This is a genomic window from Vibrio bathopelagicus (genome assembly GCF_014879975.1).
GTDB classification, from domain to species: domain Bacteria; phylum Pseudomonadota; class Gammaproteobacteria; order Enterobacterales; family Vibrionaceae; genus Vibrio; species Vibrio bathopelagicus.
This window is the reverse complement of sequence record NZ_CP062501.1, coordinates 923074-948714: the sequence shown is the minus strand read 5'-3', so window position 1 is coordinate 948714 and position 25641 is coordinate 923074. Positions and strand designations below refer to the sequence as shown.

18 protein-coding genes and 1 pseudogene are annotated in these 25641 nt (G+C 44.3%); 9 read left to right on the top strand and 10 right to left on the bottom strand.

Going from position 1 to position 25641, the window contains the following annotated elements; all coding sequences use genetic code 11:
• The first annotated feature begins 143 nt into the window (after window positions 1-143).
• The 5 genes from IHV80_RS20525 to ggt all read left to right on the top strand — a co-directional run bounded on the left by IHV80_RS20525 (window position 144) and on the right by ggt (window position 8449).
• Complete coding sequence (locus IHV80_RS20525; protein ID WP_226088557.1) at window positions 144-1571, top strand: DUF3131 domain-containing protein; 1428 nt, start codon at window positions 144-146, stop codon at window positions 1569-1571.
• A gap of 121 nt (window positions 1572-1692) precedes the next feature.
• Window positions 1693-4896, top strand: coding sequence for a response regulator (locus IHV80_RS20520; protein WP_192892113.1), 3204 nt, complete (start codon window positions 1693-1695; stop codon window positions 4894-4896).
• Between the two features lie 9 nt (window positions 4897-4905).
• Window positions 4906-5382: a hypothetical protein gene (locus IHV80_RS20515; RefSeq protein WP_192892112.1), complete on the top strand. Its 477-nt coding sequence runs from the start codon at window positions 4906-4908 to the stop codon at window positions 5380-5382.
• A gap of 1 nt (window position 5383) precedes the next feature.
• The gene (locus tag IHV80_RS20510) at window positions 5384-6460 is read left to right on the top strand and encodes a sulfate ABC transporter permease (RefSeq protein WP_192892111.1); all 1077 of its coding nucleotides are present in this window, start codon (window positions 5384-5386) and stop codon (window positions 6458-6460) included.
• Between the two features lie 258 nt (window positions 6461-6718).
• Window positions 6719-8449, top strand: coding sequence for a gamma-glutamyltransferase (gene ggt, locus IHV80_RS20505; RefSeq protein ID WP_192892110.1), 1731 nt, complete (start codon window positions 6719-6721; stop codon window positions 8447-8449).
• 84 nt (window positions 8450-8533) lie between these two features.
• Here ggt and IHV80_RS20500 read toward each other — a convergent pair whose 3' ends face one another.
• Together IHV80_RS20500 and IHV80_RS20495 are read right to left on the bottom strand one after the other, a co-directional pair.
• Window positions 8534-9574 carry a hypothetical protein gene (locus IHV80_RS20500; RefSeq protein WP_192892109.1) on the bottom strand — a complete coding sequence of 347 codons (1041 nt, stop codon included), beginning with the start codon at window positions 9572-9574 and terminating at the stop codon, window positions 8534-8536.
• Window positions 9575-9661: 87 nt separating this feature from the next.
• Window positions 9662-10993, bottom strand: coding sequence for an anaerobic sulfatase maturase (locus tag IHV80_RS20495; protein WP_192892108.1), 1332 nt, complete (start codon window positions 10991-10993; stop codon window positions 9662-9664).
• Between the two features lie 137 nt (window positions 10994-11130).
• On the opposite strand from IHV80_RS20495, the gene IHV80_RS20490 reads away from it, so the two are divergent.
• Window positions 11131-11919 carry a formylglycine-generating enzyme family protein gene (locus tag IHV80_RS20490; protein WP_192892107.1) on the top strand — a complete coding sequence of 263 codons (789 nt, stop codon included), beginning with the start codon at window positions 11131-11133 and terminating at the stop codon, window positions 11917-11919.
• Between the two features lie 164 nt (window positions 11920-12083).
• Window positions 12084-13766: an alkaline phosphatase family protein gene (locus IHV80_RS20485; RefSeq protein WP_192892106.1), complete on the top strand. Its 1683-nt coding sequence runs from the start codon at window positions 12084-12086 to the stop codon at window positions 13764-13766.
• A gap of 155 nt (window positions 13767-13921) precedes the next feature.
• On the opposite strand, the gene IHV80_RS20480 is transcribed toward IHV80_RS20485, so the two are convergent.
• A complete protein-coding gene (locus IHV80_RS20480) occupies window positions 13922-15016 on the bottom strand; it encodes a substrate-binding domain-containing protein (RefSeq protein ID WP_192892105.1) in 1095 nt (364 codons plus the stop codon).
• Window positions 15017-15097: 81 nt separating this feature from the next.
• On the opposite strand from IHV80_RS20480, the gene IHV80_RS20475 reads away from it, so the two are divergent.
• Both IHV80_RS20475 and IHV80_RS20470 read left to right on the top strand, forming a co-directional pair.
• Complete coding sequence (locus IHV80_RS20475) at window positions 15098-16216, top strand: substrate-binding domain-containing protein (protein ID WP_192892104.1); 1119 nt, start codon at window positions 15098-15100, stop codon at window positions 16214-16216.
• Entirely contained in the window at window positions 16213-18687 is a 2475-nt protein-coding gene (locus IHV80_RS20470) for a putative bifunctional diguanylate cyclase/phosphodiesterase (RefSeq protein ID WP_192892103.1), read from the top strand. Before IHV80_RS20475 ends, IHV80_RS20470 begins: the two co-directional genes overlap by 4 nt.
• 106 nt (window positions 18688-18793) lie before the next feature.
• On the opposite strand, the pseudogene IHV80_RS25435 reads toward IHV80_RS20470, so the two are convergent.
• From IHV80_RS25435 to IHV80_RS20440, 7 genes and pseudogenes are all read right to left on the bottom strand, one after another.
• Window positions 18794-18942: pseudogene (locus tag IHV80_RS25435) on the bottom strand (lipid kinase YegS); the annotation flags it as partial.
• Between the two features lie 19 nt (window positions 18943-18961).
• Window positions 18962-19867 (bottom strand): LysR family transcriptional regulator, encoded by a 906-nt coding sequence (locus tag IHV80_RS20465; RefSeq protein WP_192892102.1) that lies wholly within the window; start codon window positions 19865-19867, stop codon window positions 18962-18964.
• Between the two features lie 78 nt (window positions 19868-19945).
• Window positions 19946-21331 carry a BatD family protein gene (locus tag IHV80_RS20460; RefSeq protein ID WP_192892101.1) on the bottom strand — a complete coding sequence of 462 codons (1386 nt, stop codon included), beginning with the start codon at window positions 21329-21331 and terminating at the stop codon, window positions 19946-19948.
• Window positions 21328-23052 carry a VWA domain-containing protein gene (locus IHV80_RS20455; RefSeq protein ID WP_192892100.1) on the bottom strand — a complete coding sequence of 575 codons (1725 nt, stop codon included), beginning with the start codon at window positions 23050-23052 and terminating at the stop codon, window positions 21328-21330. Before IHV80_RS20455 ends, IHV80_RS20460 begins: the two co-directional genes overlap by 4 nt.
• Window positions 23045-24124: a vWA domain-containing protein gene (locus tag IHV80_RS20450; RefSeq protein ID WP_192892099.1), complete on the bottom strand. Its 1080-nt coding sequence runs from the start codon at window positions 24122-24124 to the stop codon at window positions 23045-23047. The genes IHV80_RS20455 and IHV80_RS20450 overlap by 8 nt, the downstream gene beginning before the upstream one ends.
• Window positions 24117-24677, bottom strand: a complete 561-nt coding sequence (locus tag IHV80_RS20445) for a DUF4381 domain-containing protein (RefSeq protein WP_192892098.1) — start codon at window positions 24675-24677, stop codon at window positions 24117-24119. Before IHV80_RS20445 ends, IHV80_RS20450 begins: the two co-directional genes overlap by 8 nt.
• A complete protein-coding gene (locus IHV80_RS20440; RefSeq protein ID WP_192892097.1) occupies window positions 24678-25640 on the bottom strand; it encodes a DUF58 domain-containing protein in 963 nt (320 codons plus the stop codon).
• Window position 25641: the final 1 nt, after the last annotated feature.

Sequence of the window (25641 nt, the reverse complement as noted above, 5' to 3'; positions counted from 1 at the left end):
TTAACAGCGTATTGTTAGATCAAACAAGTTAATTGTTTAAATTATCATCAATACCTATATTCACATTTTTCGTAATTCCTCTGATACGATGCAATAAGTTGTATTATCATTAGCTTAACTATAACAATAAGCATGGAGTTGCATTGAAGCTAATCACGAAAGGAAACGTCCGTTTTACTTGTCTATTGTTTGCGATTTCAATCTTTACTCAACAATGGGAAGTATTTGCGGACGAAGAGGTTAGTTTTTATGGGACAAGAGGAGTCATCACCCCTGCCAGCACTCCAGGAATGGATGAAGACAAAGAGATTGACGAACCTAAGTACTACCGTCGAGTTATCGCTCCGCCAATATCCGAAAATACAGTAGATGTTCAAGAGAACACTGACATCGATGTTCATCCTGCTCCATTAATTAGTCAAGATGCGACAAGCACGCTATCAAAAAGCTCCTCCCCTATTCCATTAAGCCGAAATGAATTACTGCTAGCCAAAAAAGCGGAATATTACATTCAAAGGAACTTCAATAACAAAACCGGGCTTTGGAATTCAGTACAAGGCTATCCACACACAACAATGTGGGATGTTGCAAGTGGGATCGCGGCCACCTTAGCGCTCGAAGCTCTAGGTTTAAAAACAAGAGCACAAGCCCACCATGAGTTGAATAAAACATTAACGACGCTGCATACCATTCCTTTGTATAAAGGTTTACTGCCTAACCGAGAATACAGCACCAAGTCAGCTAAGCCCTCTGGTCGATTAAGCGATACGCGAAGTAACGGAAATGGGTGGTCTGCACTCGATATTGGACGGTTATTAGTTTGGCTCAAAATCTTGGAACAGCAACATCCCGAGCTCATCTCTGATATTCAAAAAATTGTGAGTCGCTGGAATCTCGATAAAGCCATCAACAACGGTACGCTTTATGGTACTAAGCTCTATAAAGGCAAAGAATATTACCGACAAGAAGGAAGAAACGGCTATCTGCAATACGCAGCTCAGGGTTTCAAAATGTTCAAGTTTGATGTACTACTCCCTGATTTGAAGACATATCTTGAAAGCGTTGAGATTGACGAGATCACCATCGCTATCGACAGCCGAAACGTGCCCTTTCTCACCAGCGATCCCTATGTCCTGTCGACCATAGAGTACGGTGATAGTAAGTGGAGCCAATTGCTTCCCTTTTATGATCTCCACAAACAGCGCTGGGAGAAACAAAATATCCTCTCGGCTTATGCTGAAGATGCGATGAATAAAAACCCTTGGTTCGCCTACAACAACGTGTATTACTACGGAAAATCTTGGACAAGTGTTAGTCCATCCGGCCAACCTATCGAAAACCCACAAATACTCAGCAATAAAGTGGCATTTGGGTTCAGCGTTCTCTTTGAAGATGAATTTAGCGAGTTGCTTTATGAAGATGTGTTAGAAAGTAGCTTAAAGTTTAGGGGGATTCCGACAGGAAAATATGCGAATGGTGGAATCAATTCATCAATGAATATTAACACCAACTCTCTTGTTCTGGTTGCCTTATGGTACAAAACGAAAGGACGCTCACCAATCTTAGAATAAGCGTTGTAATCACAATAACTTATACCTCTCCCACACTTCTACCAAATTTGTTGTTTCTAGGTTTCCATATCGCTAACTTTATTCTACGTTTATATGAAAACAGTTGGATGGATACTTTTATATGTCGACACGCATGGTCTGGAGTAATCTTTCAGTAAAGCACAAACTTTTCGGATTAGTTCTTCTTCCTATCTCATTGCTGCTTTTCCTCGCAGGAAGACAAGCCTATTTTCTTACAACTCAATTGAACGATTTTGAGCGAACCAGTCAGTTGTCCTTATATTTAGAAGGAATCTCGACTCTCTATCGAAGTACCTTGGCGCCGAACCCAGACGCTTTTGTAGAGCAAAGCACTCAAACCAAGTTAGAACTAGAAGCACTCTCAACAAGTGTTTTCTTGAACGCTTCTGGTGAAATGAATCAACTGCTCAACGATTTTAGTGAAGCGACCTTGTCAACAATGGAAGCAACAGACAGTTTTGATAAACTTGACGCGATTGAGTGGCAAAGTGATCTTTACCAGCAACTGCTGCTCGCGATTGAAAGGGTTCCTTTTGAAAATACCAAGCGTGAGATACAACAACACCTAACCGCTTTACAACAGCTTGAATGGTTAATGTTTTGGTCTAATGAAGAGTTTAAGTTGGGTGCATCACTCATTGAAATCTACCAGAAAGATCAAGAGTACGATCCTGAACTGGCTGAATTAATCGCTACATTGAGCGGAAGACAACAACTCTTTTTAGAGCGCTTTGTGTCGCTAAATGCCAATGAACATCAAGTATCTCTCATGGTGGACGTATTTAGAAATGATGTATTCGTCCAAAGCCAAGAGATAAGAACTGCACTTCTTGATGTGAATATGCTCAGTGAACTAACACCGAAAGAAATCTCTACTGGTTTAACGGCTATGAGGGCAAGATTAGCCTTGTTACAGAACCTTGGTGGCGTGATAAAGCAAGAGTTTCAACAAGAAGTAGGACAAGCGATTTCGGACGCTCAAATGCAGCGAACGCTATTTATCACCATCGTCACGCTACTTGCTACTATTGTGATGGCGTTAACCCTAAGCTTAGCAAGACAAGTGACAAACAACTTAGGGCTGATTCTACGATTCTTAAAACACGATAATGGCCAGCGCCCTTCTCTTGAAATATTGGTTCAAGGGAAAGATGAGTTAAGCTTATTTGCTCAACAAGTCGAGCGGCTAACAATCGAAAGAGAGCACGCTAAAGAAAGGCTAACGATCGCAAAAGAGGACGCCGAAAAAGCGAAAGACGATGCCATACAAGCGAGTAAGGCAAAAAGTAGTTTCCTTACGAACATGTCTCATGAAATCAGAACACCTCTTAACGGTGTTATCGGTATTTCAGAAATACTTTCAGATACACCGCTGACTCCAACTCAGAAAGACTATGTCGATACTATCGAAACCTCTTCTCAGTTACTGCTGAGCTTAATCAATGACATCCTAGATTTCTCTAAAATAGAGTCCGGCATGTTACTGATTAGCCCACATTCCGCTTCCATCCGTGAATCCATATACGATATTGCCTCTATCGTATCCCCTAAAGCGAAAGAACAGAACATCGGCGTAAACGTCGAGATCAGCCCCAACACCCCATCACGGGTCATGATTGATGACCACCGATTAAGACAGGTGTTGATGAATTTCATGTCGAATGCTGTGAAGTTTACCGCTGAAGGGGGTGTAACCCTATCGATCACGACTCTCAACAAATCTGAGAGTGACGTCACTATTCGATTTTCCGTGCAAGACTCAGGGATCGGTATCGATAAAGAGCAACAAAAACAGATATTCGAACCCTTCGCCCAAGAAGATGACTCAACCACTCGCCAATTCGGTGGCACAGGCCTTGGGTTAGCAATCAGTACTCAGCTTGTGGAACTGATGGGCGGGAAAATTCAGTTGGACTCAGTGAAAGGCGAAGGTAGCTGTTTCTACTTCGAACTTGAATTGCCAATCGACTTAGATACTCCAAAACCAAGCCCAGCGACCACCGATATTTATATACTCGGTAACGAAAAAGGAATATCAGAGCGTATTGAAAATGATCTTAACTTTTTCGGCCTAAAAGTGGCGCAACGCTCAAACGAAGCTTCATTAGTTACCTCTCAGATCACAGCAAACAAACACAACAAGCCTGTCACTGTTATTTTCGCAGAAGACGATACATTCCAAGCGAGTGACTACTCGAACGACTTAGATACCTTACACAAGAATGGCATCACCATTTGTTTAATTCGCTCATTCTTAAGCGACCCCGCAGATATTGGACAATGTATTACCGCGCAGGTCTCTCAGCCACTACTCGGCTTACGCTTAATAAAAGCGATTGAACTTTGCGATTCGCAAGGCTTAGTCGAGTTATGCGACAAAAAACAAGTGTCTGAGGTTATTCATCATAAGATCCTTATCGTTGAAGATAATAAGATTAACCAGAAAATTGCCGGACTTCACGTAGGCAAAAGTGGCTTCGAATTTGAATTCGCTAACAATGGTCAAGAAGCCGTGGATATATTCAGTGCTAACCCACATTACGCTGCGATCTTGATGGACTGTATGATGCCAGTGATGGATGGCTTTGAAGCCACGGCGAATATTCGCCGTATAGAAAAAGAAACCAAAGCATCACGACGCATCCCTATCATTGCGTTAACAGCCAGTGTAATTGATGATGATATCCAAAAATGTTTTGACGTGGGTATGGACGACTACGTTCCGAAACCATTCAAATTTGAGATGCTAAAAGAAAAGATCTTAACTGCTGTTGAAGAGGAGCCTCTTCCACCTTCGTCTCTTACCGCCTCCACACAGTCATCAGGCAAACAAGCTATTTCAGCCCACTCCACAGTGACACCTATTCATGCAGCGAAGCAGAGCCTGACGTTACCAGAAACACCTGAGGAAGACGCAGTACCAAGTAAATCAGAAAGAATACTATTGGTCGAAGACAACCGCGTTAACCAAAAGGTTGCCTCTGTGATGCTCAAAAAGGCTGGCTATGCTTTTGAAATCGCGGATAACGGTCAAATTGCTGTCGACATGTACCAAAAAGATCACAGCTTCGACGTTATTTTAATGGATTGTATGATGCCAGTGAAAGATGGTTTCACCGCAACCAAGGAGATTCGTGCACACGAAAAAAACTTAGGCTTAAGCAAAACTCCTATCATCGCGCTTACCGCGAGTGTTATCGATGATGACATACAAAGATGCTTTGATTCAGGTATGGATGGATATGTACCAAAGCCTGTCAGGAAAGAAAAGCTATTCCATCAAATTGAAAGTGCGACCTGTTAGGAGAAACCAATGGATTGGATTAATACAATAAAAATCATCCAACGAACGACTGTTACATCAGCGATATTAGGTCTCTTAGGTAGCCTATTGTTGCTAAATCCGGCTTATGCAGCAGAAGAGTATGCAATATTCTCGTTAGATACCGATTTCAGTGAAATCTCTATAAACAAAGCGAGAAAATTGTATCGGGGAAAAACTAAACGCCTTGACGGCAAACGCGTTGAGCTTTCAGACTGGCCAGAAAACAGTGACGAAAGAGACCGTTTCTATCGATTGTTACTAGGTAAGAACGCAGCTCAAATGAACGCGCACTGGGCCGGCCTATCCTTTTCCGGTAAAGCGCGTTACCCGAGAGAAATTAAGTCAGCCTCTACCGATAGCCTAGTGGACTGGCTTAATGATAAACCTAATCGTATCGGATACTCCCCCCTCTCTTCAGTTCCTGAAAATGCCAACGTTCTCTACGTTGTAAGCTCGGAGAAATAACATGAAAAAGATAATTACGTCAGTGCTATGTGCTTCACTTACTTCTCCCGCATTCGCGATTATAGAGATAACCGACAACCTTTCGTTAAGCGGATTTGGCTCAACATCTTGGGCTAAATCAGATAACAAAAATCCATTAGTAATTAATCGTGGATTTACTGATGAAAACTGTTACGACTGTGATACCACGTTTGGTGTTCAGCTCGATTATTTCTACAACTCATTTAAAGCGTCTGTACAAGTTGTGAAAGCACCACAATTTGAATGGAGTGACCCACAACTAGAGTGGGCTTATCTCGGCTATGAATTTGGTGATTTTGATGCCAGCATCGGACGCTTAAGGATCCCTCTGTTTCTTGCCTCTGAATACTATTACGTTGGCCAAGCTTACATGACCGCTAGGCCTCCAACAGAGGTTTATAATGCCGTGCTAGGTATCACCGCGTTCAATGGCATCAAGGTCAGCTGGACCCACGACGTCAGTGATGAGGCGACTCTATTGCTCTCTCCGTTCTATGGTGTAAAAGACACAAATGAAGTCGAGTTCAACTCGAGTACAGATCTAGAATTTGAAACCAATCGAATGTTCGGTGCCAACCTACAACTAAGCGGCGAAAACTACCGTTGGAACCTATCTTTCTTAGATTCAACTTTCGATCAAACGGTTAGCACGACAATACCTGGGGTGCCTACACCATACACAACAGAACTAGATAACCAACATATCCAACTTTGGTCGCTAGGAGCCGAGTACGAATTTGGTCAAGCTGTTCTGACTAGTGAAGGGCAAATAAGTGATTTCTCATCATCGATGTACGCAAGTTTGGGCTATAGACTAAACTCTTTCACTCCTTACGTTGTTTACGGTGCAGAGTTTGATTCTAACGAGCACTTAGCCGGGAACAGTTATTTGATTGGTGTCGATTACGATGTACTACCAAACGTCTCTATCAATGGTGAAGTTCAATACTTTGAAGCACGTAAAACCAACGGCGCCTTTGTTGAAGACTTCACACCAACAGGCTTTGATGATAAAGATGCAGTGCTCTATACCATCATGCTGAGTTTTGTTTTCTAAGCCAGAGTTAAATAATATTCAATAAAAACAGAAGCCCAAGGTACTCACGCACCTTGGGCTTTTTTCTGGTCCTAAACTTTACCCAAACAAGCTGAAACATAAGCCTTAACTATCCTTTTATTTGCAATAATTTATATGGTTTTGGGATGAATGTCAGAGCAGTCAACATTGTGTAAAAAGGCTGCAAACTCACGAACTTCGCCGGCCTTGCTCGGTCAACCTTAGAGCAAATAAACAGATACCTTAAACGGAGAACGCATGCGATTAGCTACTTTATCTTTAAGTTTGGTTTCAGCGGTCGGTTTCGCGGCTGAGCCCACCCCCTTTCCAATAACACCAGACAAAAGCGGCGAAAAATTCATGGTGAGTGCGACCAACCCATATGTCAGCAGCACCGGATATTCGATACTGAAACAAGGCGGCAATGCCATCGACGCCATGGTGGCGATGCAAATGACCATGTCGGTCGTCGAGCCCGACATGACTGGGATCGGCGGCGGAACGTTTGCTCTGTTTTATCAACATGATAAAGACCAGTTTCTCGCTCTCGATGGTCGTGATGAAGCCCCTTCTAGCGCAACACCCGACATGTTCATGGAAAACGACAAGCCGCTAAGTCGAAATGAGATTTTGGGTCCGCGTTCGGTCGCAGTACCTGGCACACTTCGACTACTCTATAGCACCCACCAAGAGTATGGGAAACTGCCTTGGTCGGAACTTATTCAACCTGCCATCGACCTTGCAAGCAAAGGTTATGCGATGAATAGCTACACGTACGACATTGTGGTTCGTGAGCAAACACGTTTGATTGAAGACCCAGAAATCAAAGCGCTCTATTGGGATAACGATGAGATCAAACCAACAGGCACTTTGATGACCAACCCAAAACTTGCCGACACTCTAAACAACATTGCTCAACAAGGTGACAAATACCTTTATGGTGGCGAATTTGGTAAGCACATCGTTGAAACGGTCAACAGCCGTATTGATTCAGGCCACGCAAAGCTTTCTATCGAAGATTTTGAGCATTACAAAGTGAAACAACGCGACGTAATTGAAAACGACTATAGAGGCAATAAGATAGTGTCATTTGGCTACCCTGCTTCTGGTGGCGTAATGGTGGCCCAAAGTCTTGAAATGCTAGAAGCCTATGATTTAGCAAACATGTCGAAAACCGATGCTGAACCTTGGCGCTTAATGACGGAAGCAATGAGAATTGCCAAAGCCGACCGTATCGCTTATGCAGGTGATCCTGATTATGTTGAAGCCCCAGTGTCTGCCCTACTCGACAAGCCTTACATTGATAAGCGACGTCAACTGATCCCAGAGCATGGCATCGCGCAGTCTAACCCGAAGGCAGGTAAGCTTTCCGATACCGACTACGCACAGTATCAAGGCTTTGAAAGTCAGGATACCGGACACATCTCCATCATCGATAAAGACGGTAATGCGATTGCAATGACCAGTACCATTGGCACAGGAATGGGTTCTGGAGTAATGGTTGATGGTGTGATTCTCAATGCGCAAATGGCCAATTTCTCTACCAAACCAACCATCAACGGTAAACCGAGTCAAAATGCTATCGACGCAAGAAAACGACCTCGCTCAGCGATAACACCGTTAATGGTGATGGACAAGAATGACGACCTACGTTTAGTGGTGGGATCACCGGGTAGCTCTCAAATTCCAGGGTATGTGTTAAAAACCGTAGTTGGCGTTCTCGACTGGGGTCTATCCGCGCAGGACGCCATTGACCTACCGAATATTCAGTACGGCACTAAGATTGATCGAACCAAACCTTATGACCCAACGGGTCTATTAGTCGAGAAGAAAACCTACGCTGAAATGCTTGTCCCTGAGTTTATTCAGCTCGGTTATCCGGTACATGTCATTCCTGTGGTCAGTGGCTTGAACGCCATTGAAGTAAAAGATGGCAAGATCTATGGAGCAACAGACAGACGCCGAGCATCAAGCTCAATGGGTGACTAGTAAAAATCGAACATATACGGAAAACAAAAAGCCAGTCGATATCGTCGACTGGCTCCTTATTTAATCAGCAACTACCGTTGAAATTTACGAACTAGAAGGAACACGCTTCTCTTTCAACTGTTCAATCACGTAACTCGGTGCAACTTTCGAAAGCTCTTCCAAGCAGTCGTCTGTTTTCTCATTCCCGTAACGCACGTAAATATCACAGACTGCGTAAAGTTGCTCGGGCGAGCCCGAAATTAGATACGCCTTTTCAAATGACTGGGTTGATTTGTCGATATCGAACTCTTCCTGTAACACGCCATTCAAATACCAGTAATAGCTATTATCTTTCGCCAGTTCTGCAGCGACTTCTATCTCATTTGCCGCAGCGTTCTTGTTTTCAAGGCGAACCAGAGTCAAAGATTTTGAGTAATGCAGCGCTGCGTTGTTTGGCACATTCCCTAAACCACGATCCAGCACTTCTACTGCTTGCAGGTCTTTTTTCTGAGCTCGGAAATTATCAGCGTAGCTCAACCAAACTTGGGGATCTTTCTGATGAGTTTTTATCAGTTCTAGATAAACCGTTTCTGCTTTATCCCATTCGTTGTGCCAGCGAAGTACATCAGCAAACAACAACTGAAATTTCTCAGACTCCTGAGTCTCCAAGAAACCAATCAGTTCTTTTACTGGAGACTCAATCTGTGATTTTTGCTGTTCATTTAACGCATTAAAGTCACGAACTAGGTTTGATGTTGCGGTATGGCGAACCATAGTGTCGTTATCTTTTAGTAACGGAGAAACCAAGGTCCAGCGATGTTCTAACTGATATGGTGCAGAGCCGATGACCGCGGCTTCTCTTACTTCTGGATTTGGGTCTTTAAGCCCTCTTGCCACAGCAACCAATGCGTTTTGGCTTGGGTAATTGGTCAGTGCTTGCAACGCACCAGTACGGTTCTCTATGGATTGGTTTTGATCTTGCGCCATGTAAGACAACTGTTGGATACGGGTTTGAGTATCCGTCATTTCAAGCACTTGATTGATATTTTGTGCCGGTGCGTCAACCGTCTGTTGAACGCTATTGGTTGCCATAGCAGACGTTGAAATTAACAACGCAACGGCAGTCGCTAAACTCTTCTTCATCATAGTATTACCTTAAACTGGGGAACTTAGCCTTTCCTTAGACTCGTATCTAATTAAATTTCGTTAGGATCTGTAGACAAAAAGGCCGAGTTAAAACTTGGTCTCGAACGTGGCTTGTTGCGCCTGTTTTGCTCGATGCGCCATCAATACAGAGTCATTGTGCTTACCATGAGCTACAGGATGTCTCATGGCCCGAGCGATATAGGCCATCGACTTATCTACATGAGAAAAGAACTTGTGCCAACCTGCACATAGGTAGTTCAAACCCGGCTCACCAGCACGAGTTTTGATAAAGCGGTTTTTAGGACACTCGCCATGACAAGCGAATTTGTAGTCACACTGCTGACATTGGCTCGTCAATGTGCGTGATTTCGCGAAACCAAATTTCTGTTGTGGTGCGCTGTACGCGAGATCATCAAGCTTCTCGTGGTGGATATTTCCGATTTTATATTCTGGGTAGACATAGTGGTCACACGAGAACACGTCGCCGTTTGGCTCCATCGCGAGCCCTTTGCCACACATCTCGTTCAAAGTGCAAAGCGGGTTTGGGCGACCAATCCACGTTTCTAAGCTTGCTTCAAAATACTGAACAAACACTTTACCGATGTCGTGCTTCGCCCACTCATCAAACACAGTAATCAGGAAATTACCCCAAGCCAAATCTGACACGCACCATGATTCCATGATCGAATCTTTGTGGCCTGGGATAAGACGTTTGTCACCTTGCTTAAGTTGCTCACTCACTTGAGAAGTTTGCGGTGCAACGGTTCTAAAGGTTTTTTGTTCAACGATAGGGATAAATTGCATCTGTGGAGACTTCACCACATCACGCAGGAAGCGATACACTTCTAGTGCATTTTGACTGGTGAGGTTATTCACACAAGTGAGCGTTGCGAATTTAACTTGGTGTTTGTGTAGCAGTTCAACCGCAGCCATCACTTGTTTGAATGTGCCACGACCAGCTCGATTTGTACGGTAAGCGTTGTGCAGCATTTCAGGGCCATCAATACTTAAACCGATCAGGAAGTTGTTCTTTGCTAAGAATCGACCCCAATCGTCATTCAATAATGTGCCATTAGTCTGAAGGTCATTTGAAATCAACACACCTTCAGGTTGATATTTTTTCTGCAGCTCAACCACTCTTTCGAAATAAGCCAAACCTAGCATGGTAGGTTCACCGCCCTGCCACGAGAAGATGATTTCAGGGGTATTTTGACCTTCGATATATTGTCGGATATAAGTCTCTAACGTCTCGTCATCCATTCTTGGAGAACTGCCTTTCTTGTACTCCAACAAATCTTGCTTACTTAGGTAATAACAATATTTACAGTCGATATTACACGCTGCGCCAATCGGCTTCGCCATAACATGCAAGCGTTTAGACGCTTTACCATTATATTGCGGACCTTGAGTAATATGCATGATTTACCTACCTATCTTAGTGTCTGGCTCCCATCATAATTCCGATTTAAGTCAGTGGCATGTTATACCCTTTATAACCAATAGGAATGACCTTAAACGTTAGAATTGCACCCTATTTCGAACATTTGAGGCACGTGATGAAATTTTTCAATTACAAACATTTAGCAGCGGTTAGCAGCGTCACCATGACTATTCTTCTAAGCGGCTGTGTCAGCGTGCCTACACATCCTATCGCCAAAAAAATTGACCAAGAGATGGTGTTGGTTGAAGGCGGAACATTCACCATGGGTTCAAACAGCCCAGAAGCGAGCAAGGCAGAACGACCAGCCCGGGATGTAACTGTAGATAGTTTCTACATCGCGAAGTTTGAGGTGACTCAAGAATTGTTCGAATCGGTGATGGGTTCATCTCTCAGTTATTTCCAAAATCCACAGGTTCCGGTTAATAACCTTAGCTGGCAACAAGCGAACTATTTCGTTGAGCAATTGAATGAATTAACCGGCGAAGAATACCGCCTGCCAACGGAAGCTGAATGGGAGTTTGCTGCGAAAGGTGGCAATGACAGTAAAGGCTATACTTACAGTGGTTCCAACGACTTAGATGATGTCGCGTGGTACTCAGCAAATTCAAAAAATAGCGCACATCCTGTCGGGCTAAAAAAACCAAATGAACTAGGCTTATACGACATGACAGGAAACGTTGGTGAATTTGTCATTGATGCTTTTGATGACACCTTCTACAGATTCGGTCCAACAGACAATCCAAACAATACAAAACACAGTGACGTTGGTTTATCACACAAGTCCGTTCGTGGTGGCAGCTTTGCCTATGATGAAAATGAATCTGAAAGTTACCGTCGCGACTTCGCAAGCCAATCGATCACTATGTCAGACATGGGCCTGCGCTTAGTTAAAGATACGAACTAGTTAAAGATGCTGATTAATTTAGAGAGCAAGCTAGTTCATTTTAAGAATTAATCACTTAAACGAATTAAGTGACTCAGCTCAATGCTCTCCGGTCAACGATACTAAAAACATAACTTGCATCATCAAACGTTAGAACGCTACGGCAACACTGAAAAGGACACTCTATGCAATACACCAAGCTTTCAGGACTTACACTCGCGTTACTCTGTGCCTTCCCTGCATCGGCTGCGGACAAGCCAGATTTAGTCCTCCAAATCACGGTCGATGGCCTGCGTGCAGACCTTATCGAACGATATAAGCACAACTTCGGTGAAGGCGGATTTCGGTACTTAATGGATGACGGTACCTATTACACCAATGCAAACTACCAGCATGGAAACACAGAAACCATTGTCGGACATGTATCGCTTGCAACGGGTGCTCCGCCGAGTGTTCATGGCATGGTTGGTAATGTTTGGTATGACCGTAGTGAAGAGCGTTTGGTGTATAACGTAGAAGATGGTAACTACAAAATGCTGACCTCTGGTGCAGGTGTCGATAAAGCAACAGAGATCGACCCAACACAGAAGACAGCACAAGGTGATGGTCGCTCTCCTGAGCCAATACTCTCTACTACGTTTGGTGATGAACTAACGATTTCCAATAGCGGAAAATCCAAAGTGTTCGGTGTGTCGGTGAAAGACCGCGGCGCAATCTCATTGGCGGGACACAGTGGCAAAGCCTTCTGGTTCTCCAAAGCACAATCTGAATTTGTAACGAGTAACTATTACTACGATGAATATCCAGCTTGGGTATCACGCTGGAACGAGAAAGCGATTGCTGCTCAGTATTCCAAACAAAAGTGGGAGCTTTCATTGCCGCGTGATCAATACACGTTGCAAGAACATAATACCGAACACAAAGTGAAACTCGGTGATTTCCAACGCACCTTCCCTCACCCATACGGCCCGGCAAGCTATAAGTACTACAGTACTACGCTCACCGTGAGTCCTGCTGGTGATGAAATCACGGAAAACTTCGCAAGCACCTTGTTGATGCAAGAGAAGCTAGGCCAAGGTGACGTGACCGATTATCTATCTGTTAGTTTCTCGTCGAACGACTATGTGGTTCACCTTTATGGCCCTGAAAGTCTAGAAACCGAAGACAACTTGATTCGACTCGATAGAACTATCGCAAAGCTTCTCAAGACTGTCGATAACCAAGTCGGCCTAGAGAACACGTTAATTGTACTGTCTGCCGATCACGGCGTGCCTGAATCTTCACCTGCGGCAAATGCACTTGGCTTCAATCAAGCTCAGTACTTCAACAAAGACACACTACTCTCGAGTGGCGTTGAGAAACGATTGAAGGACGAATTTGGCTTAACTAAAGAGGCGATTCGTTTGTATGCACAGCCTTATATTTATCTGAATCACGATTTAATCGCCGAGAAGAAGCTTGACCTCGCTGAGGTACAAGGAGTAATTGCGGATGAAATAGCGAAAGTGAAAGGCGTTGCATTTGCAGTATCAAGCAGTGATATCGCAGCGAACCGAGTGCCGGATACTCATGTAATGCAGCTCATCAAAAACAACTACCACCCAGCTCGCTCTGGCGATGTCTATGTGGTATTCGCACCACGTAGCTACATTAATGACATGGAAGGCCTACAAATCGCCTCTACACATGGTTCTCCTTGGAAATACGACACCCATGTACCGGTTATTTTTGCAGGCTACGATGTTGAAGCTCAGAACGTCTCGCGTGCAATCACGCCATACGACATTGCGCCAACACTTTCGAATAAACTGGGCATCACTCAACCAAGTGGTTCGATTGGACAAGTGCTGAAAGAAATCACTGAATGATCGAATTCATTGAGGTTTAATCGTTAAGATTTAGAACCTTCGATACCTAATGCAAGAGCCGTTTACCTAAGTCTGGCAGATTCAGTCGAAACAGGTAAACGGCTCTTTTAGTTTAATGTGTGAAAATAGAACCAGAAGAGACAGATTAAGCAAGCCTAGTTCTGACCCGAGTAACGAAATGCTTCTTTAGTTAACTGATTCAACTCTTCATCATTCATCTTGTTGTGCACAACCGTAATTCGCCCCAAATAGATAAGTGGCACTTCGGCTTCCCTCTCTTCTAGATGAAATTTGATGGCTTCCGCTGTCGCAACCCCAAGGTCATCACTCATTCTCATTGGAGTCGCATCCAACTCGTCTGAACGAATCTTTTCGATCTCTTTCGCCGTTCCGCCCCAACCCGTCACATATATTTCAGAAAGCATATCGGCTTTACCTAACGCATCAACAGCCCCCATCGTCATCGCTGTATTTGCATTGTGAATCATCGTCACTTCAGGGAAATTACCGAGAACCAATCGAACCCCATCAGCCCCACCAATTTTTTGATATTGCCCAAAGTGCTCATAGACGGTTAACCAATCGCCTTTCTCTTCGACACAATTGATGAAACCTTGTGAGCGCTGCGTGTCGGTGATTCCAGGGATCCCGCGATTCGCAGAGAATTCAACCTCATTACCTAACTCTTCCAACACATGTTGGCACAGCACTTTCGCGCCCATCGCACTAGAAAAGTCGAACCAACTGTCTGGTTGATGTACCCATTGTTCGTTCGGTGTATGAAACGCCCAGATAAAGGTTTTAAAGTCTTTCGATGCAGAAAGTTTTTGAATATTTCCAGCTTGAACGCCTAACTCTGAAGGGCCAAAAATTACGAAGTCATACGGTGCCTCAGAGCTCAAGACTTGATCCGTATATTGTGTTTGTAAAGAGTGTTCAATTTGTCTCGATGTGAACTCTTGGATCTCAAATGGAAGTTCGAGGGCAATGAGTCGCTCCTTCAATGCCGTGTAATTTCTTATCCAAAAGTCAGAAATATCTGCACTTGGATAAATTAGAGCAATTCTCACCGGTTTTTCAAATGACACAGTAGCCAAAGAGATCGGCTCTCCACTTACAGTCTCTTGAAATTTATCCAGTTTTCTAGAATCAGCGTCAGGCCTTATGCCATCAGCGTTCACGAACCAAGGAACAGCAAAACAGGCGGTTAGTAGGGTTGGAAAAACATTTTTATAAATTTGACCCATCATAACTGTTACCAAATGTTTGAATGTTTATTAACATTATTATAAATATATAACGATGATGATTAAAAGCACTTTATATAATTCATGAATAAGACGATAAGTTTTGCGAGTTTGTTGCTCGCTACCACCTGCTACTCAACCAGTTTTGCGGGCAATCCAGAAGACGATTTCTTCCAATACGCTGAAGAAAAAGTGATGCAAGCGATTTCCAGTCAACGAACTTGGGGAGGACCAACGGAAGGTCCGGCCGTGCTTCACGAGAAGAACATTATTTTTGTCGCCTCAGACTTACGTAACGGCGGTGTTTATGGTGTTGGGAAAGGCATATCTGAAGCCATTTCTAAGATCAATTGGCACCTTCGTTTTATCGACGGTCTAGGTTCTGAAGTCCGCCAAGGTGCAGCGATCAGAAAAGCGCTCGGCTTTGAGCCTGACGCCATCGTTCTCGGCGGGATCGATGCTGTCCGACACAAAGACATTTTAAAACAAGCCGAAGAGCTCGGGGTTGTGGTCATTGGTTGGCATGCGACTGAATTGGTGAGTGGGAACCCTGAGATTGGCTTATACTCGAACATAACAACCGATCCTTTGGCTGTAGCCGAAGTCGCTGCACTGCTCGCGATTGTAAACTCTAATGGTCGAGCCAAAACCGTCGTATTCACCGACCCTAATTATGAAATAGCGATGATCAAAGCAAACGCGATGGTCAACACGATTAAACGTTGCAACACGTGCGATGTCCTTGAACTGAACTACCTACCGTTAGATAAAATAGCGGAGCAAATGCCCGCGACATTAAAAATACTCGAGAAGAAGTACGACGAGAAAATCACGCACATTTTAGCCATCAACGACTTGTACATTGATTATGCGATCCCGTCTTTGGAATCCAACCTCGATGAGTATCGGCTAATACCACAAAATATCTCGGCGGGTGACGGTAGCAAAGCCGCATACAAACGAATTAATAGTGGCCAGTTCCAACTTGCTACTGTACCAGAGCCTCTTTATTTGCAAGGTTGGCAAATTGTCGACGAACTCAATCGAGCCTTCAACAAGATGCCGCCTAGCGGTTACTCTGCTCCTGTTCACCTAGTCACGCCAGACAATGTTGAAGAGCTTATAAGTCACGAAGACAAAGGCATCTACGACCCTAAAAATGGCTATCGCGAAGCGTATCTGAGAATTTGGAAGCCACAATGAAATTACATCAGATAAACATCACCCAACGACTCATTATTTCGAATCTTCTATCGTTATTCATTGTGAGTCTCGCTGTTATCATGGTGATTCGATCGCTCTATTACGTAGAATCTACACTTAAAACTGAAACGTCCACGCACGTTTCAGAGTTGATAGTGAACTCCGAAATCAGCCGTCGAGTTTTCACTTTAACGTCAAGAGTGAAATTGCTCGAACAGACCTTCTTATTCAGTGAAACCACACTGTCAGAAGAAGCATTTAACGTTGATTTCCAACTTCAAAGGTTAAGGGATTTGTCGACCAATGAAGGCTTTTCGCAAAAAATTGATGCCTTTATTAACAATTTCCACCGATTTTTAGGCAGCTCACTGGCACTGAATAGGATCTTTAAACAAACCAATAAGATTGATGCAACCTTGGCTGATCAACTCGACCAACTCGAATTCGCCATCGCCGACAGCAAACTTAGACACCTAGATGAACCTGACTTCATCCGTTACAACAACGAGTTAGATCTCATCAACATGTTACGCGAATCTTTTCTTACTTCAGGAAAAATGGTCGGTGACATTCACAGTCGTATCACTCCAGAAACAGAAAAAGTGCTGCTTATTGAGGTCGAGAAAGAACTCGATATATTCTTACTTCACCTAGAGAACGTTGATATCGAAACGCCCGCCGTCATCGCAGAGAAAAAGCGCATCAACAGAACGGTAATGCGATACAACGCCGCATTAAAACGAATTAGAGCCAATTTAGAACAGCGTTGGTTGGTAATGGCCTCTCTTTTAGAAGCACAGAGTGACTTATTAGAAATGGTGAAAAACACAGAGTCACGAGTCCAAAACCAAGCCTTAGAATTAACCGACCAGCTAGAAAAAGAAATTGGTCTATCAAGATTCAACGCCATCCTTATTAGCCTCTCCGCGTTTGTATTATCGATGCTATTGGTAAACCACGTGGTCAGATATCATATTAGACAACCACTTAATGCGCTTAAACATGGCTTTGACCGCCTAGAGTCTGGGAGCCTCAAAGAACCGATCAATTTGGGCAGAAGCGATGAATGGTCTCACTTAGAAAAGGCCTATAACGATATGGCCTCACGACTTTCAGAGGCTTATTTAGAACTCACCGAAGAGAAGAAAAACTTCGATTTCTTGGCTCACCATGATCCACTGACCGGTTTGGCCAATCGCCTTTTGGCGACGAAAAAATTGGACGAAGAGATCAGAAGATCGAGCCAAAACCATGAGTCTTTCTTATTGCTTTACCTCGACATTGATGAGTTTAAAACCATTAACGACTCGCTGGGACACGCGCCGGGTGACAACCTTTTGGTCAATGTATCTGACATCCTAAGAAACCTAGTTGGAGACAAAGGCTTTGTCGCTCGAATGGGGGGTGACGAGTTCATGGTTGTGTTTTCAAACATTGGGTTAGAAGAAGGCGAACCGATCGCAGACCGTTTAAATCAAGCACTGCGTAAGCCCTACTACATCGGTGATAATTCTATCTTCGTGTCAGCCAGTATTGGCGTGTGTGAATACCCTACTCATGGTTTGGACGGCGAAACCTTGATTAGAAACGCAGATACTGCGATGTATCACGCCAAACGCAATGGTAGAGACCAGTACCGCATCTATGCTGACAAAATGACACATGAGGTTAATGACTTAATCGAAACCAATATGGGGCTTCATCAAGCCATCGCCAATGATGAACTGGAAGTTTACTTCCAACCCAAGGTTGATTTGAACTCTCAAGACATCATCGGAGCCGAGGCTTTGATTCGATGGAGACACCCCAAGTTAGGGTTACTTCCTCCGGTTGATTTTCTTGAAGTTGCTGAGAAAAGTGACCTGATCATCGACATCGATAAATGGGTATTTAAGAAGGTCGCAAACTTGATTACCGAGTGGCAACGCGCGGGGCTTGATTTACAAGGCGTCACTTTCTCAATCAATTTTTCTGCAAGAATCTTCTATATGACAGACCTGGCTGAACAGCTGCAAGTAATACTCGATGAAACGGATTGTAAGCCTCACCAACTACTGCTTGAGATTACCGAAAGAGACATGATGCGCGATTTTGAAACCTGCTCGAGAACCATTGAGGTGCTTCATTCGAAAGGGTACAAAATTGCTATCGATGATTTTGGTACGGGCTATTCTTCACTGTCGGTTTTGAAGAACCTTTCTGCTGATTGCGTCAAATTGGACCGTAGCTTTATTGAAGACATTAACTCGTCTAAAGTCGATTACGAAATTACCTGTGCAGTGTTAAAACTCGCACAAATACTTGATTTTTCAGTCATAGCAGAAGGCCTGGAAACCCAAAATCATGTTGAGACATTGCGTCAAATAGGTTGTAAATACGCTCAAGGCTATTTCTTTGCGCGACCTCTGCCGATTAATGATTGGGTATCTTACTTCTTACTTAACTCTGAACAGGGTCAAAAAAAGGCATAACGTCAGTTTTTGATACTAATTGATCTTCAATCAAACAGCCTCTCAAGCAAGCCAGTGATTAATTACTTTAGTTCTGTCACTGGTTCTTCACCAAACAAGGGCTGTTTGCCTCGCTCACTAAGCGGAACATGCCCGACGATTCCCAAGTCACTCTAACTTGCAGGTCAATGTATCAGTCCATTGCAGCAAAGGCCGCTCCCCTTAGCTCTGGGGAATTCGCTGTCTTTCCCTTAAAATCGCGCGAACACTTTCCATAGTGATGTCCTCTTTTAGGCTAACTCGATACGTCTTTTGCTGCCGCTTTGATCTTAGCGCGTAACCATTTGTGGCTTGGCTCATTGGTTCTACTCGGGTGCCAGATCATACACATATCCAGATCATCAATATGGAATGGTATCGGCAGTGTTTTGACATTATATTTTTCAGCGAAACAACGAACTGACGAAACAGGAAGCACACCCAAGTAATCAGACCCTTCTATAACGGGAAGCATTTCAACAACACCAGCAGCTCGGTAGGCAATTTTACGCTTTTCTAAGTCACTAAAGTGTTCAGAACTCAACAAGCTCTTACGAGCGTGCCAACGGGCTACCACAACATGTTCATGTGCTAGGAATTGTTCCATATTAATAGTATCACCTATTGTCGGGTGATCCTGACGGCAGACAACAACGAGTTCTTCAGTTGAAATCACCTCATGCTTAAGCATGGTTCTCCCTCTGGGCGTCATATCGACAATCACATCGTGCCTTTGTAGCCTCAGATCTGACTCGTAGTCTTCTGTAAAAAGAGGGTGGATTTCTAACGCTATGCCGGGTGCCACTTGGCTAATTAACTGCATAACTCTCGGCATCATTTCGTAGCTAGCCGCCGAGACGCAGGCAATTGAAAACACGCGGCCTGAAGTTTTAGGGTCGAAGTCTCTTGATGCGGATAACGTAGAAGTAAAGTTTTTAAGCGCAGCGGCCATTGCAGGATAGATATCAATAGCGAATGTGGTTGGCTCTACGCCAGAAGTGGTTCTGTGAAACAATGGCTCATCATAGATATCTCTCAACCTTGCAAGCGCTTTACTCACAGCCGGTTGGCTTATATCCATGCGATTAGCAGCCCTAGATAAGTTCTGCTCTTCATAGATAGCGACAAATATAGGAATTAGATTTAGCTCGGTACTTTTCATACAGTTCCATATTAAAGAAGCAGGTTCCCTATAGTAGAGAACCTGCCGATTATGTTCGATGCGAATGACTAAAGTTTGCTACTTAGTTCTATCTTTTAAGTCTGGCAAGGCTTTCGGGATTTTCAAGCGAGCGGCAATTGAACGGGATTTGCTCTGGTTTGATTTGTCGTCGGATAAGTTACGCAAGCCTTTCCATAAACGAGTAAATACGTTTTTATCTTCACGTCCTTGTTGAAGGGCTTCGCTATCCTCTAGCCAACGCTTTTGTCCATTCAATTTACCAAGTTGCGCTTTACCCAGTTCTAGCTGAGAGGTTTCGTTTCGTAATTGACGATAAATAAAGGTTCTCAATTCAGCCCAATTACCTTGCTTAAGTAAACGACGTAATACCAGCCAACTCGGTGTTGGACGGTTTGTGTAATAACGTTTAACAGCAACAACTAACGCAATGCAGACTAACAGAGCCAAACCAACAGTAATAAACACTGACATGTAAGCCTTGATGAAGGACTGGAGCGTGTGTTTTGCTTCAAACACCTCGCCTTTTATCACTACACTTTCAAGACGTTGATTTTTGCTGTCCCACCACTGGAATGTAAAATCCGGCAAGGTAAATTCACCACCTTGTTGAATCACATATACCGTCTCTTCAACTCGGCTTGAGCGATAATCACCACGTTCTTGAGTATCATCCAAACGATTAGGTTGAGGATAAGCTTGGTACTGCTGAGTCGATTCATTGTTTAACACATTCGGCAGTAATACAGACAAGCTGTCTTTGGCCTTGATAGTCACCGTTCGAGTAATGGCATCACCTACTTTTAAGTTTTCACTCGAACGTTGCCATTGTTGCTCTATATCTACGCCTGTCGCAGAAAACCAAGGCGATTCATTATCGAGTAAACCTGAAGGCAACGAAGCTTCAAACTTAATTGGCTGCGTGTAAAGCGTGCCACCAACGTTTGAACCATCAGGAGCAGAAACTTGGACGCGAACAGGCAGCGTAGGAATCACGAATTTACCTGATGTCATCGGATAGAGCGTAACTTCCCAACGTTGACGCGACCATGTTGTCCCACCGACTCTTTCAGTGTAGTTAGTCGCAAGTTGGTTACGCTGCTTAGCAATCACATTAGGGATTTCGATGCTGCCGATTCGAGTGCCACCTGTTAACCAACGCGGTGTCGCCACCTCAATGTTCAGAATGACCTGCTCATTTACGCTAACTTTGGTAGGCATGATCTTGTCGCCTGACTTGGGTTTTTCTCCAACCCAAGCGATCAATTCAACATCACCACTTTTTTGTAGATCGAAGATATCAGTAGCAGAAGCAGAAGCAAGTGTAGAAAAAGCAGCGCTAAGCAGCAGAACCATCGATACAAGCAAGGTCTTGGTTAGTTTAAAGAGCTCCAAGCTCCCTACCTTTGCTTGAACGGCTTCAAGAGCTAAATCATATCGACTCATTGTGTTTGCTCCTGTTTTGGCGTCTGTTGCTGTTTTTTCGTCTGCTCAATAGCAGGCGCAGGGTCTCTTAACTGAATTTGGAACTTAGACTTCAAGAAGAACTTAGGATCCGCTTCTACGCGCTTCAACCACTTGTCGGCGAGCTCTTGGCTCCCCAATATTTCATTGGCATTAAGCGTTTCCTTAAGCATTAATTCCGCTACTGTTTCTTCTTCTGCACCATCACCCGTGCGCGGCTGATCGTCATCAAGCTCTAAAGATTCTTCAGGACCGTCTGTAGTGCCTGATTGACTCTCACTGGTTCGGTTAACTTCTTCGACAATCCCGCTCAGCACAGCCAAGTTATTTTCTACATCAGCTCTTAATTTTGGAGACAGGTCTGGCTTTTCACTCAGTGTTTTCAACAAGTCTCTCGCGGCAAGGTACTCACGTTGGCGAGCTAGTGCGCTAGCAGCATTATAAAAACCAAGATCTGTTTTGGTCTGCAAAAACGCACTGTGAGCCAGCTTAAAATCACGAGCATAATAATAAGCCGCGCCCGTTCTCATAGGGTCTGTGAAGTGCTTAGCTGCTTCAAGGTATTCCTTTTGGTTCAATAAGCGTTGTCCTTGTTGATCTGCCGTTAACCATAAATCCCACCACCATTGGGCTGTTTTATCCCAAACCGTCACGGACTCTTCAACCACTGGCTTGTCAGCGGTCAAACTGACCGTTTTCGCCAAAGTGTGCGGAGAATACACGCTGCCTGTAATCAAAACGCCAACCACACACCATTGAACCAACCACCCTTTTCTAAACCACAGCAGCATGATAATAGCCATTGGGATTAGTAGGCCATATCCCATGTCTTTCCAAGGCATAGCAGATTCACCGTTGAGCTGCATGTTTCTTTCAACAGCCTGATTCAGTTGTTGAATATCCGAATCATCAACGGTCACCTCAATCACTCGACCACCTGTCTTATTCGACAAATTGCGTAATGAATCGAGGTCGACTGGGTTATCGCTCACCACATTGCTATTTCCTGCCGCTAGAATGAGCAGCTGATAAGGGTTGTCGTTAAAGAAGGTTTCGAACGCCCTGATAGTGCTTGGGTTTACACCATCTGATACCAACAACACTGACGAGCCTAACTCACCAGACAGTTGTTGATTGATAAGTGGCAATGCCTCTTCTGCTGACTTACCGGATACAGGCATGATGTCGGGTTTGATAGCCGCTAAAAACGGTTCGAATACCTTGCTGTCTTGAGTGACAGGCATGGCGACGTGGGCACTGCCTGCATACACAACCAAACCTGTGTTGCCGCCTTTACGCGCTGCGAGCAAGTCTCTAATTTTCTGTTTGGAGCGTTCCAAGCGACTTGGTGGTAAGTCTTTAGCCAGCATAGAGTCACTGTTATCGAGTACCACTAACATCGAGGCTTTGTCTTCACCAAACGGCGAAGCTTCACGTTGCCATGTTGGGCCTGAGCAGATAATAATGGCGATTGTCACAATCACCATTAAAAGCTTTAGTGGTAACTGTTTGCGCCAACCGGTTTCACCAATGGTCAATGCATCACGTAAGTGTGCAGGCAAAATGTCTTTCCACGTTGGTTTGGTCTCTTCTCTCCAGCGAATCCACAACAGGAAAAACATCGGAATAAAGGCCAACAACCACAATGGTCGGATAAAGTGAAACTGAGTAAAGAACTGTTGCAACACGAGAGAATCAGGCATTGTTCTCTCCTTTCAAATTTTTCATTGAAGAAGCTAAAAGCGATCGTCGGCGGATTGTTGCTAAACTAAACGCAGTCAAATACATCACAACAACAATTGCCATCAAGTAATGGTGTAGCCCCTGTTTAGGACGATAAGTCGTACTCTCATACAACTGAGGTTCTAATTCACCAATTTGAGCGTAGGCTTTGGTCAGTTCGTCGCGGTTAAGCGCTTCAAAGGCTTCACCACCAGACTCTTGAGCCACACGCTTGATGGTTTCCATGTCCAGAGCAACCTCTCCGACTGTTTGCGGATCGCCCATCGCAATAACATGAATTCGAACGCCTTTAGCCTTCGCAACCTTGGCTGCATCGATCGGCTCAACAAAGCTTCCAGTGTCATTGCCGTCTGTTAATACGATCACGACTTTCTCTTTCGCGTTGGCATCGATGCTTGAATCTTGGGCTACAGCACTCTGCTTTTCACTCTGTTCAAACACCTTAATCGCAAGGCCAATTGCATCACCTAAGTGAGTGCTTTGCCCTGCCATTGCCACATCAGTTTGGTTGAGTAGTTCGAGCCATACGTCTTGATCCGCGGTAAACGGAGTTTGTACAAATGCCGCGTCACCAAACAGAATCAAGCCTAATCGGTCACCCTTTCGAGTTTTAGCAAAGTCAGCTAACACCTCTTTAGTCGCATCTAAACGCGAGATTTTGTTCCCTTGTTTAGAGGTAAAATCTTGTTCAGCCATTGAACCGGACAAATCGACCACCACCATGACATCACGACCTAATTGTTCGCGAACCTGCGGCTCACCAAGAATGGTTGGTTTCGCCAGAGCACACACGACCAATACCCAAGTAATAATCAGCGTCGTGCGTTGCCACCAGCTAGGGATTAACTGGCTTGCCCCTTCAGATGGCGCTTCACCAATCGCTTCAACCAACTCACTGAAAAATGGGACTTTAATTGCCATTTGCTTGGTTCGATAAGCCGGTACAGCCAAGTAGACCAACAAAGGCAATGGTAACGCGATAAACCACAATGGATGCGCGAACTCGAAGCTGGCAGATAAACTATCAAACATTATCTTGCCCCTCTGTTGTCGCTTGTACATTCGGTTTTGTTTGTACATCGGGTTTATGAAGTTTTAGCCACATCATCGCAGTTTGAATCACCTCTAAACGCTGTTCAAAGGTCAAACGCACCTTTGGATCAATCAAGCTTTGCATCCATAGTCCCGACACTTCATCGGTAAAGAAAGCATTACTGTTTGCATTCGTGCCAGCGCTAACAGGCAAATAAGCATTCAAGCGGTTGACATAGGCTTGGTCAAACAACTTGGCATTGCTACTGTCTAAATAACGAAGCACTACTTTGAGTACTTTAAAGGTTCGTTCGGTTGAGTTTTTGTCTCGAGCATCCAGTAACATGAGTTCTTTAAGTGCTTCTTTACGATAGCGATTATTCCACCACCTTAAGCCTACGCGATAAGCCAAATAGAAAGCGGCTAATAACAATGCAACGCCTAGGATCTTCCAACCGATTGTTTGAGGAACCCAGCTCACGCTTTCGGGAATAGCGACATCGTGCAATTCGCGAAGGATATAAGTACTTGGAGGCGTATGTTCAACGGTCATTTAGCGCCCTCCCACCAGCTTTTGGAGCTGTGAAATATGAGTGCCAGATGTGTCTAATTCGATATAAGGAAGGTTTTTCATCGCCATTAATTTAGCAAGAGATTGTTTTTGAAGTGCCGCTTTTTGAGCAAGGCTCTCACTCGCGAGGTTAACCTTAGATTGGCTATCCAGATTAAGTTGAAAGCGACCATCACCGACTACCCAGTTTGCGTTTGCAAGATCTTGAGGCAGCGACTGTTCCAGAGGATCGGTCACCATAATGGCCAAGATATCGTTGTGTTGTTGCAGTTGCTTGAGTCGATCAAGATGTTGCTCTTGGCAATCTCGCCAATCACTAATAAAGATTAAGGTCGACTGTTTTAACCTCATTCGCTTAATCAACTCGATCCATTGAGTAAACCCGACTCCCTCATTGTCACTTACATTCACACCCAAGCTCTGATTAGCTTTAGCAAGATGTTTGAGTTGGGATAGCAAGTCAGACTGAGAACGTTGCGCTTTAGTGTGAAATAGCTTTTGGTGTGAGGCTAAAACGAAGCCGACGCGGTCACCATCCTTGAGCACTCGCCAACCACACAATGCCGCAACTTCGGCTGCGACGACTGACTTCATGGTATCTTGAGAGGCAAAGAACATTGAGCTGCGCTGATCGACACAGATCATCACATTACGGTCTTTCTCTTCGGTGTAACTACGAACATGAGGCTTACCCGTTCGCATAGTGACTTTCCAATCAAGATTACGAATATCATCACCGAGTTGGTAATGTCGTAACTCCTCGAAATTCAACCCACGACCACGGAACAAAGAATTATGTCTGCCCGAAAGCACGCTGCCCGCTTTCAAATGAGGTAGCAGGGAAAACGATTCAGCTTGAGCCTGTATTCGCACTAACCTTGAGTAGTCACAATACAACCGTGGATCGAGGCCTTGCGATTTGGGAGCTTGTGTTGGCTTCGCCATG